General features: G+C 38.2%; 6 protein-coding genes. All 6 read left to right on the top strand.

All coding sequences use genetic code 11. The features are described 5' to 3' along the window. Positions 1-14: 14 nt before the first annotated feature. Positions 15-3,134: a SusC/RagA family TonB-linked outer membrane protein gene (locus AAHJ11_RS15650; RefSeq protein WP_413579778.1), complete on the top strand. Its 3,120-nt coding sequence runs from the start codon at positions 15-17 to the stop codon at positions 3,132-3,134. 11 nt (positions 3,135-3,145) lie between these two features. Continuing rightward, complete coding sequence (locus AAHJ11_RS15645; RefSeq protein ID WP_148365647.1) at positions 3,146-5,224, top strand: RagB/SusD family nutrient uptake outer membrane protein; 2,079 nt, start codon at positions 3,146-3,148, stop codon at positions 5,222-5,224. Between the two features lie 22 nt (positions 5,225-5,246). Beyond that, entirely contained in the window at positions 5,247-6,296 is a 1,050-nt protein-coding gene (locus tag AAHJ11_RS15640; protein ID WP_259021695.1) for a DUF4973 domain-containing protein, read from the top strand. A 137-nt stretch (positions 6,297-6,433) separates the two neighbouring features. Further along, positions 6,434-8,290, top strand: a complete 1,857-nt coding sequence (locus AAHJ11_RS15635) for a hypothetical protein (RefSeq protein WP_148365645.1) — start codon at positions 6,434-6,436, stop codon at positions 8,288-8,290. Between the two features lie 54 nt (positions 8,291-8,344). Beyond that, positions 8,345-10,060 carry an endonuclease/exonuclease/phosphatase family protein gene (locus tag AAHJ11_RS15630; RefSeq protein ID WP_148365643.1) on the top strand — a complete coding sequence of 572 codons (1,716 nt, stop codon included), beginning with the start codon at positions 8,345-8,347 and terminating at the stop codon, positions 10,058-10,060. 42 nt (positions 10,061-10,102) lie between these two features. Further along, the gene (locus tag AAHJ11_RS15625; protein ID WP_148365641.1) at positions 10,103-12,820 is read left to right on the top strand and encodes a glycoside hydrolase family 2 protein; all 2,718 of its coding nucleotides are present in this window, start codon (positions 10,103-10,105) and stop codon (positions 12,818-12,820) included. Positions 12,821-12,865 lie beyond the last annotated feature (45 nt).

Raw genomic sequence — 12,865 nt, 5'->3', positions numbered from 1 at the left:
TAAACACACATTCTATGATGAGAAATTTCTTATTTATATTGATGTTACTCGGATTTTCTTTGGGTGTGCAGGCACAAGGAAATATAGAGGTAACAGGAGTTGTGACCGATGGGAATAAAGAACCTATGATCGGTGTGAACATTTCTATCCAGAATATGCCGGGACTTGGTGTTATTACTGATATAAATGGTAAGTATACAATTAAGATGCCTCCTTACAATAAATTGGTCTTTTCGTATATTGGATACGAGACCCAAGAGGTTTTGGTAAAGGAGCAACGTGTGGTGAATGTTACCATGAAAGAATCTTCTTCTACTATTATTGATGAAGTAGTGGTAACTGGTACAGGGGCACAGAAAAAGATAGCCGTAACTGGTGCTATCACTAATGTAGATATAGATGCGTTGAAATCTGTACCTTCTACATCGGTTGCTGACGGTTTAGCAGGTGTTGTTCCTGGTGTTATTGCTATGCAAACTTCAGGCCGTCCTGGTAGTGTGTCTGAATTCTGGATACGTAGTATTTCTACATTTGGTGCTAGTACGGCTGCTTTGGTATTAGTTGATGGCTTTGAACGTGATATTGATGAAGTGAATGTGGAAGATATTGAGTCTTTTACAGTTTTGAAAGATGCTTCAGCTACTGCCATTTATGGTAGCAAAGGTGCTAATGGAGTTGTATTGATTAATACTAAACGTGGTAAAGAGAGTAAGATTAATATTAATGCAAAGGTAGAAGGGTTTTATAGTACTTTTACTCAGGTACCAGACTTTGTGGACGGATATACGTACGCTTCTATGGCAAATGAGGCTAGGTTGACACGTAATCAGGATGCTCTATATTCTGCGTCGGAGTTGGAACTATTTCGTACAGGATTGGATCCGGATCGTTTTCCAAATGTTGATTGGATGGATGTTATGATGCGTGATGGTGCTTGGAGTTCACGTGCTACGTTGAATTTAAGTGGTGGTGGAAAAACTGCGCGGTACTTTGTTTCAGGAAGTTATCAGGATCAACAAGGTATGTATAAGGTGGATAAAACAATGAAGGATTATAACACCAACGCAAATTATCGGAAATGGACTTATCGCATGAATGTTGATATTGATATTACGAAAACAACTTTATTAAAAGTGGGTGTTTCTGGGTCGTTACGTAAACAAAATGATCCAGGTTCCGGGACAGATGCTATTTGGACAGCGCTGATGGGATATAATTCAATTATGATGCCTGTTACTTATTCTGATGGAAAGATTCCTACTTGGTCTAATCAAGATGATAATCTGAATCCTTGGGTACAAGCAACGATGACTGGATTTAATGAAAGCTGGAAAAATAATATTCAGACAAATGTGACGTTGGAACAAAAGCTGGATTTCATCACGAAAGGTTTACGATTTATTGGAAAATTTGGATATGATACTAATAATTCCAACTGGATTAAACGTTATAAATCTCCTGCACTATATAAAGCTGACCGTTATCGACAACCAGATGGCTCTTTACATATGCAGGAAGTGAGAAAGGAAAAGCCAATGGAACAAACTTCAAATTCGGAAGGTGATAGGCGAGAATTTTTTGAATGGGAATTACATTATGATCGTGGTTTTGGAAATCATCATGTCGGAGGAGTTCTGAAATATACACAATCTTCCAAGGTGTTTACGCAGAACTTGGGAACAGATCTAAAGACTGGTATGGCACAACGTAATCAAGGATTAGCAGGACGTTTCAATTACAACTGGAGTTATCGTTATTTTATTGATTTCAATTTTGGATATACAGGTTCTGAAAATTTCCATAAAGACTACCGTTTTGGCTTTTTCCCGGCTATTTCGGGAGCGTGGAATGTAGCTGAAGAATCATTTATTAAGAAGCGCGCAGGAAAATGGCTGAATATGTTAAAAATCCGCTATTCGTATGGAAAGACGGGTAATGATTATTTGGGAAAAGATATCCGTTTTCCTTACTTATATGATATAAAGGATGGTGGTTCATTTAATTTTATAGATGTATCTGCTCAAAATCCAGATAATCCAGGGACTTGGACTGGTAAATATTATGCAACAGTTGCTTCTCCTACTGTTTCATGGGAAGTAGCGACTAAACAAGACTTAGGACTTGATTTCTCTTTGTTTGATGATAAACTATCGGGTGCTATTGATTATTTCCATGAACGCCGTGAAGGGATCTATATGGAACGCAAATCTATTCCATATATGGTCGGAATAGAGAATAATCCAAAGGCAAACGTAGGTAAGGTGAAATCTCAAGGTTTTGATGGAAACTTTACTTTCAAACAGAAAATAGGTAAAGTCGATTTTACGTTGCGTGGTAATATTACTTATAGTAAGAACGAGATTTTGGAGAGAGATGAAGAAAATACAATTTATACGTATAAATTGGATGAAGGTCATCGGGTTAATCAGGCTAAAGGTTTTATTGCTCTAGGACTGTTTAAGGACTATGAAGAAATTCGGAATAGCCCGAAGCAGGAATTCAAATATACAAAGACTCAAAATGGATTCACAAAAGATGATATATATGAACTCATGCCGGGGGATATTAAATATAAGGATGTTAATGGTGATGGTATCATAGATGATAATGATAAAGTGGCTATTGGAGCTACAGTGAAGCCGAATTTAATTTATGGTTTTGGACTTTCTGCTAAATGGAAAGGATTAGATGTAAATGTGCATTTTCAAGGGGCTGGAAAATCAACTTTCTTTATAAATGGTACTACCGTACATATGTTTAGTGGTGGTGATGGCTGGGGAAATGTGTTAAAAGAAATGGCTAGTGGTAATCGTTGGATTTTGGGAGAGAATGAAGACACCAATGCAGAATTTCCCCGTTTGACTTATGGAGAAAATCCGAATAATTATCAGACATCGGATTATTGGTTGAGAAATGGTGCGTATTTACGTTTGAAGACATTAGATATTGGATATACACTTCCAAAGACTTTAGTAAACAAAATTCGTCTTAATCAGGTACGGATATTCTTTGTAGGAACTAATTTGCTTACTTTCTCTAAATTCAAACTTTGGGATCCAGAATTGGGTAGTTCGGATGGAAAGAAATATCCATTGAGCAAAACTTTCTCTATGGGAGTATCGGTTAATCTATAAACAGTAGAAATATGAAAAATATTATTATAATTTTGTGTTTTGTGACAGGACTTGGTACTACTTTGACAGGATGTACCGATTATCTGGACTCAGATTACATCTTTGACGAACGTACTACTATTGAAGATGTTTTCTCAGATAGAGACTACACTAATCAGTGGTTAGCATATGCTTATTCATTTTTAGGAAATAATTATCTGCAGCAGGTATGTAGTAAAAAGAGTGTACCATTTAATTTTGCAGATGATATGTATTATGGCGATGGTGATTATGTCGATTGGAAATATGGTAGGTACACTGAGAAAGGTTTAGGCAGCGGAAATAGTTTGTATATTTGGCAGGCTGCTTATAAAGGTATTCGTCAAGCATCTATATTCCTGAATCACATTGATACGAGTACGCAATTCACCGCAACGGAAATTGCTGATTTAAAAGGTCAGGCTCATTTTTTGAGGGGTTATTTCTATTGGATGTTAATTCGCTCTTTTGGTCCGGTTCCTATTCTTCCTGATGAAGGAGTTGATTATACAAAAGATTATGATGAAATAGCTCAACCACGAAATACTTATGATGAATGTGCAGATTATATATCTAATGAACTAGTAAAAGCTGCTGCCCAGCTTCCTGATGATCGGGGGTTGCAAGAAGTGGCTCGCCCTACGCGTGGTGCTGCGTTAGCACTTCGTGCCAGAGTACTATTGTATGCTGCAAGTCCATTGTATAATGGAAAAGCTCCATCAGAAGTACTTACCGCAATGGTAGATAAAGAGGGAAGACAACTACTCTCATCTACTTATGATGAGGTAAAATGGGCGAGAGCTGCTGCTGCTGCTAAAGATGTGATGGAGTTGGGAAAATATAATTTGTACGTAGTATATGCTAAAGAAAATGGTGATATTGCAGAGCCTGCAACTATTACTCCTCCAGATGATAATGGGACTTTTCATTCAAATCCTTGGCCGAAAGGTTGGCAGAACATTGACCCGTTCCTGTCATATCGTTCCTTGTTTGATGGAACGGCTATTGCGTATGGTAATGATGAATTGATTTATACCAGAGGTTCCAATCAAGGAAATGAAGGCATTGATATCATGGTGATTCATCAGTTGCCTCGTTCGCAAGGTGGAGGATACAATTACCATGGTATAACACAAAAGCAGTGCGATGCTTATTACATGAAAGACGGTGCAGATTGTCCTGGTATGAACAGTATGTATCAAGGCAGGGAGGGATATACTGATCCAAGCCGCTATGATGTCGAAGCACGTCCCTCTGGTGTGATAACACAGAATGAACTTGCAGAATATCCGGAATTAGGTTCAATGGGAACTGGGGTTTCTAAACAATATGCAGCTCGTGAGCCTCGTTTTTATGCCTCGGTTGGTTATAATGGTAGTATTTGGCATATGCTGAATGCAAATACAGATAAAGGAGAGAAAACGAATGTACAGATTTTCTATTATAGAGATAAGCCAGACGGATATAAGGCAGGGGCTTATTGGTTACATACTGGTATTGGCATTAAGAAATTTGTAAATCCACATGATAGAGCTGATTCTGAAAAAACGTATGATGTCAGCCGCGTACAAGCGAAGACTGCTCCTGATATTCGTTATGCCGAAGTTCTTTTGATTTATGCGGAAGCACTAAATGAATTGGAAAATGTGCATGAAATACCTTCTTGGAATGGTGAAAAAACGTACACAATTCAACGTACAGAAACTGAATTAAAGAAAGGGATACAACCTGTACGTATCCGCGCAGGATTACCGGATTATGACGTGTATGGTGATCGGGAACAATTCCGTATGAAGTTGAAACGTGAACGTCAAATAGAGTTGTTTGCAGAAGGACATCGTTATTTTGATTTGCGCCGTTGGTGTGATGCTCCTTTTGAAGAATCTACTCCTGTTTATGGATGTAATATTTATGTTGGTAGCTCAAATCCGGATGCATTTCATAAACCGGTTGAAATACCTTCATTACCTGCAATCTTCACTACTAAAATGTGGTTCTGGCCCATTCATCATTATGCGATGAAACGTAATGCGCTGCTAACTCAAAACCCTGGTTGGACTGATCCTGAATAAACTCAATAATTTGCATATAAAAATGAAAAAAATACAATACTTTTTTCTAGCGATGATAACAGCAATATGCTGTACTTCATGCAATAATGAATGGGAAGATGAACAATTTGTGCAATTGGCTTCTTTTAAAGCTGTACCGAATAGTGATGGAGTAACTTCTGTTTATGTGCGTTATAAACCTGGAGGTGTGGTGACATATAATCTTCCTATTCTTTTAAGTGGTTCTACTGCAAATACTCAAGACCGGACTATTCATGTTGCTTTAGATAAAGATACATTGAATACATTGAATGAAGAGCGTTATGGCCAACGCGATAAACTCTATTACCAATTGTTGGAGTCGCAATATTACACAACACCAGAGAGTGTAGAAATACCAGCAGGTGAGAGTATAGGTGTATTGCCTATTGATTTAACCCTAGGTGGAGCCGAGGGAGGTAATCCTATAGATATGTCAGATAAATGGATTCTACCTTTATCTATTATGGATGATCCCTCATATAATTATCAGGTAAATCCTCGTAAGCACTATCGGAAAGCTTTATTGAATATTACTCCGTTTAATGATTATTCTGGTACTTACAGTGGCAGTAACTATTTGATTTACTTGGATGGTCAGAGTGCTGCTTTTACTAAGACTCAATGTAAAGCTTATGTACATGATGATAAAACAATTTTCATTTATATGGGACTTAGAGATGGGGAATATTTAGATCGGAAAGACTATAAATTATTTATAGAGTTTACTGATGAAGAAATAAATCCGGTGAAAAAGAAACTGCGACTATATACAGATAGGCAAGATCAAAACAAATTTGAAATATCTAAAGGAAAAAATGATTATGGTGAAACTGTAGAACTTCAAGCTTACTACATGGTCGATACAGAAAAGGATGCGGCAAAACCTTATTTGGAGCATACTTATATTACACTTTATTTGGCTTATGAGTTTGAAGATAGTACACTTAGTCCAGGGAATCCGTTAAAGTACAAAGTGGAAGGTACATTGAGTATGCAACGTGACTTGAATACATTAATTCCTGATGAAGATCAGCAAATTCAATGGGATTAAATTCTACTTTTAATTAGAATGGAAAGAGGTTGGACTCAAATCCGAATTTGAGAGCAACCTCTTTACCTCTATACATATCTTTTTGATTGAATTATTAGACAACTCAACTTTCTCAACTTGAATTAAACAATATTTTTATGAAAAACCCGATTTACTTAAGGCTATTTTATCTGCATTTGGTAATGCTATCAGCAATCGTATTTGCTGGTTGTCAAAAAAACGACGATACTCCCAATGATTTACCTTTAAGCAAAGGAGAAATAATATTTAATTTGCATGTTCCTGGAGCATTTCTTACCAGAGCTACGGGGCTTGGTGATGAGAATGGAAGTTCCAGAGACAAGATTGCTTTCTATCAATTTAATAAGGAAGGAAAATATGAGCAGAGATATGTTCTCAATTATGCAGCGGCTAGTTTTGTAGCTGAAAGTGGCAATACAAGATCATATACCTTAGAATTAACTTCTTCGACTGGGGGAGAAAAGAGGTTCGTTATTGTAGAGAGTGAAGATGAGAATAATTTTCCCAGTATGAGTGAGTCAAATACAATCAATGATTTACTAAAAAGCAAAACTATTGTTGAGAATGGCAAGTTAAATCCTCCATTTGTTATGTCTAATGTTAGAACTGATGGAAAAGAGTACGTAACTATTGCTGATGTAGAATCTTCCGATAATCAAGTTGATGTAAAACTTAAAAGACGCGTAGCCAGATTTGATTTGTTGAATGATCCGGCTGAATCAGGAGTAGTTCTTGATAAAGTGTATATCAAAAATAGATATACTCAAGGATTCATTGGTGATGTAAGTGGAAATGCAGGCAATATATCTGCTGATGTTCTGGAAATACCGGCAGCTGATTTAGTTAATGATGGAAAGAGTTTCTATCTTTATCCGACTCAGTTGACGTCAACTCTTGACCAGAATGAAAAGACAGTTGTATGGGCTACGACCAAACTTGCTAATACCAATACGGCAGGTCCGACTCTATATCTTAATCTTGCATCTGATATTAACGTTGAGGCTAACTACTTGTATCAGCTTAATACAAAACGTATAGCAGGTTCTGCAGGCTTTGAGGTATCAGTAGAGGAATGGAAAGATGGTACATCTATTGACTGGGTAACAGTTGAAAATGGGATTTCTGTTATGGATGATAATGCTAAAATTATAGCAGGTACCGAGATTAAGGGAACTTATATAAAAATTGGAGTTGATGCCACAATGCCATATACTATAAAACGTGTTGTTACGGATTATCACTCCGCTGCTTTGGAAGCATTGTATGATGGAAGTCTGCCTTCATGGCTTACGATCTCTTCATCTACCATAGCTGCAGGTAGTGGGCTTTATCGTCACGAAATTGTTTATACAGTGACAGGACGTCCAGGAAACTCTTATCAGTATGCGGTTACATACCTTAATGGAGCAGTATCGGATGAAAATTTACTTGTGATAGGGTTTATTGATCCGTATCCTGGAACTCCTCTTCCTTGTCTATCATGGGGCACTAAACTTTACTCACCTATTCATGCTAAACAGTCTACCTATCTTACACATAACAGTGTAGATAGGGCTTATTTCTGTGGTGCTGAGGGATATACGTTTAGCGCAAATATGTCTTCGATTAATAATGATGTTGCCGTAAATCCGTGTCCGGAGGGGTGGTCTACTTTGAATGATAAGGAGGCGGAAGATTATATTTCGTGGGTAGGTAAGAATCTCAAATCTCAGGTTTCTGAATCAGTATATGCCTATCGTTGGTTTGAACCGGTGGGGGAAGGTACTTATATGCGTATACTTGCAGGTTATCCATCAACAAAGGCGAATTTAAAAGATTTGGCAGCTTTTGGTACGTGGCCAAATGTTGCCTGGGTAAATATAAAATTGTCAGATCTTACCGTACAGGACCAGACTTTTGGTAGTGCATGGGTAGTGAAAAAGGAATATGGAATCCCTTACAGATGTATCCGTGATAAGGCAGGTTGGAATTGATTTGCATATTTATCGGTTGATATCTTCTAATATAATGATTAAATTTGTAAGACAATGCTAAAGAATACCTTATTAGTGATTCTCCTGATGATTTCTAGCTTGTTCACGGCTTGTGCTGAGGGATATGTAAGTGATGAGCAGAAAGAGGGAGACATAAAAGAAATATGTTTCAGTTTAAATATGGATGGAGGGAGTCCTACCAGATCCTCTGTGTCTTTGGACGGAATGAAATGGAAAATATTCTGTTTTGATGACCAGTATAATTATCTGTTTGAACGAGTTGGAAATGTAGGTGATGTGACAAATGAAATAAAACTTTCTGTAACTAAAGGTATCATTTATCGATTCCTGTTTTTGTTTACTACAGCTGATAATACGTTTCCTACGTTAACTTCCGGTGATACTTATTGGGATTTAGAAGCATATTCTCCGCAATTGCCGTTAACTGATCCTATGACAATGCTTGTCAGCAAAGGTGAACAAGATGGCACACTCCGTGTAGCTGCTTCTACGTCATCGGTGCAAGTTACTCTTTCCCCACGTGCATCCAGAATAGTGCTTGAGAAAGATCCGGATACTGCTTCAGATATTATAGTGAATTCTATGACTTATACGAATGCTGTATCTTCTGTTCCTTATCCTCATATTGAGCCGCAATATTATAATGAGTATGAGAAGCTTCCAGTAGCTGACAGAACAACTTATCAGTATGTACCTCAGGAAGGTATATGCTATATGCTTCCAGATATGTGTGCTAACTTATTCGGAATGAATGCCACTTTGCATATAACAGATCCAGTTTCAGGGAATCAGGATATACCAGTGGCAGTGCCGGTAGGTCTTGCGCTTAATGTTGGTGGAGGAAAGACCTATTATATTGAAATAGCAGCCGATGCAAACGGGAAAATTACTGCTACTTGGGCAACACGCGTTGTTCCTAAGACTCTGAAACTTGCAACCCAGAATTTATGGGGTAAAGCGACTTCTACAGTCATAGACTATTTTAACAAGATAGATGTGGATGTACTTTGTGCGCAGGAATGTAGTAAGCTTTCTGAAGCTGAAATAAAAGCACAGGGACTTTATATACATACTCATTCCAACAATGGACAAGGGAAATGTAGTATCATATCGCGTTATCCGTTTTCAGGGACTACTCCAAATGAATATGGAGTTTATATCGACTTGGGTGAGGGAATTGTCGCGTTAGTGATGAATTGTCATGGTGCTTTCTATCCTTACGGTCCTTATCAATTGAATGGCATCGAGTATAAAGGATATCCCGGCACGGACGATGTCGATTATGTGGTAAAAGTAAATAAAGAAGCGCGTCAGGCAATGGTGGACAAATTATTGGAAGACCTAGCTTCGGCTACTACTCCATTTATTTCCCTTTCAGGTGATTTCAACGAACCTTCATGGCTTGATTGGACTGTAGATGCTCAATCGGCAGGCATTGTTCCTTATGTGGTACAGTGGCCCACGACCCGTTCATTGTGGGAAGGTGGTATGCAAGGCGATGCATACAGGACAATACATCCGAATCCTGTCACACATCCCGGATACACATGGACACCTTTCCCGAGCGAGAAGGATACAAAAGATCGTTTGGATCTCACTCTTTATACCTTGTCGCCAAATACAACGGTGAAAAGTTGCCAGATAATAGGGGAGAATGCGGAAACATCGGATATTGTTTTTCCAGGATGGATTTCCGATCGGATTTTCGATCATAGAGGATTGCGTACAGAGTTTGTTTATACCAGATAAAATTTAAATTAAATATCAACAATCTTAAACCCATTAGTGAACATGTACAAATTATCAAATTTACTTTTTATTCTTTTATTGTTGTTCCTTTTTTCCCCTTTTTCCATGGGGCAAACTCCTCCGAATTTGTCAAGATCATCAGATCGACTTTGGCTCGATTCTGAAATAGGTCATCAGGGAGATTGTCAGTGGAAAATGATTAAAGCTGGAGATGCAACAGATCCCGGAGAAAAGATTTCGTTATCCAATTATGCAACTGCAAATTGGATGCCGGCTATCGTACCCGGAACAGTGTTGAATTCTTTGGTGTATAATAAAAAATATCCGGAGCCTTATTATGGAATCAATAATAAGATTGAATCTAAATTGATACCGGATATTTCTGAAACCGGACGTGATTTTTATACCTACTGGTTCCGTACAGATTTTACAGTTCCGCAGTCATTTAAGGGAAAGACTGTCTGGTTACAGTTGGATGGTATTAACTATCGGGCGGAAATTTGGGTGAATGGTAACTTGTTGAGTACAATGAACGGCATGTTCATTCAGGACTATATTGATGTCACAGACTTTGTAAAAGTCGGAGAGAGCAACGGGCTGGCCATAAAAGTCTATCCAGTAGATGTTCCCGGAAGTACAAAGCCAAAGTCTTGGGGGGCAGCCGGTGAGTTCCATAATGGTGGAAATGGCAATATTGGTTTGAATACTACCATGTTGATGACGGTAGGTTGGGACTTTACCTTTATGGACGGTATCCGTGACCGTAATACAGGCATATGGAAGAATATTTCTCTCTATGCTACAGGTAGAGTGGCATTACGCCATCCTTTTGTTAAATCTGAATTGCGAAAGCCTGATTATGACCAGGCTCGTGAGACTGTATCAGTTGAAATTGTCAATCCATCAACCAGTAACCGGGTAATCAGTTGCAAGGTAAAGGGTGAAATTGTGGGTGAGAATATCACTTTCGAAAAAACTTTCCGATTAATGCGTGGAGAAGAAAAGATAGCTACCTTCTCTCCTGAAGAGTTTCCTCAACTTATCATCAATTCTCCAAAACTTTGGTGGCCTGTTAATAAAGGACCACAAAACTTATATGACCTGAAGCTGACAGTGTCAGTTGATGGTAAAGAATGTGATTCAGTGAAAACGAGATTTGGTATTCGAGAAATTGTTTCGGATAGAAAGACTCCGGATAAATCACGTGTCTTTTATGTGAACGGTAAACGATTGTTTATTCGTGGTACTAACTGGATACCGGAAGCAATGTTGAGAACTTCAGATGAACGTACTTATGCTGAATTGCGCTACTCCCGTCAGTCCGGTGTCAACCTTTTACGAATGTGGGGAGGTGGAATTGCGGAATCTGATTATTTCTTCCAATTGTGTGATGAATTGGGATTGTTGGTATGGCAAGAATTCTGGATGACCGGTGACACTCGTCATCCACATGATAAAGCTCTCTATATGAGTAACGTGGAATCTACCGTAAAACGTATTCGTAATCATCCTTCTTTGGCTTATTATGTTGCTTCTAATGAAAGTACAGAAGTTACCGGCACTCCTGAATTACTTAATAAACTGGATGGTACACGTGGATTCCAGATGCAGTCCGAATGTGAAGGAGTGCACGATGGCAGTCCTTACAAGCAGGTAAATCCGATGCAACATTATGAAAATACAGCCTCTCCCAGAGGAAGCCGGGTAGACGGATTTAATCCGGAATATGGTGCACCTACTCTTCCGACTGTGGAAATTCTTCGAGAAATGATGGATGAAAAAGACCTGTGGCCTATCAATAAAGAAGTATGGGATTATCTGGATGGAAATGGTTTCCATCTGATGAGTACTATGTATACAGACTTGGTGAATAACTATGGAAAATCATCATCAATCGATGAATTTGCGCAGAAAGGGCAACTGTTGGGAGCTATTAATTCGAAGAGTATCTGGGAAGTATGGAACTATAATAAACTGGACTATGGTGATCGTTTTTGTTCCGGGCTCTTGTTCTGGTATCATAACTGCTCTATGCCTCAAGTGGCTTCCCGTATGTGGGACTGGTCTTTGGAACCGACAGCATCCCTTTATCATACTGCTAACTCATTAGAGCCATTACATGCGCAGTTTGACTATCTTAAAAATACGGTGTCTGTAGTGAATGACTATTACCGTGAATTTAAGAATTATAAAGTAATAGCACAGGTTTATGATATTGACAGCAAGAAAGTATTTGAAGAGTCAGCAATGGTTAATTTGCCTTCGGATGGAGTGGTGAACGATGCGTTGACTATTCGTTTCCCGGAAAATATATCTCAAGTTCACTTTATTAAATTGATACTGAAGGATGAAAAGGGAAAAGATGTTTCTTCTAACTTCTATTGGCGTTCTAATGACAAATATGAAGGAAGCAAAACTTTGACCGGGCCGGCTGCTTCTGGTTTTGAAGATTTGAGTAAACTAAAACAGGCAAAAGTGAAACTTACCTATAAAGTAAGAGAAGATAATGATAATTACTTTGTAGATATTACTTTGAGAAATACTTCCGAGCAAATTGCTTTCTTTAATCAGTTGCAATTCCTGAATTCAAAGATGAGTCCGATACGTCCGTCGTTCTATACAGATAATTTCTTCTCCCTGATGCCGGATGAAAAGAAAACGGTGACTATTGAGACTGCAAAAGGAAAGCTGAAAGACGGAGCTGTATTGGCGCTAAAAGGTTGGAATATAAAAAGACAAGAGTATAAATTGAAACAATAGGTGCGGAATCAATCATTTGCATTATAGAAAAATCATTATTAATTA

Origin of the sequence: Bacteroides sp. 90-K9/2 (assembly GCF_047310725.1) — a bacterium.
In the GTDB taxonomy this organism is placed as follows: domain Bacteria; phylum Bacteroidota; class Bacteroidia; order Bacteroidales; family Bacteroidaceae; genus Bacteroides; species Bacteroides vicugnae.
The sequence above is the reverse complement of the archived record's forward strand: the minus strand, read 5'-3'. Positions and strand labels throughout refer to the sequence as shown.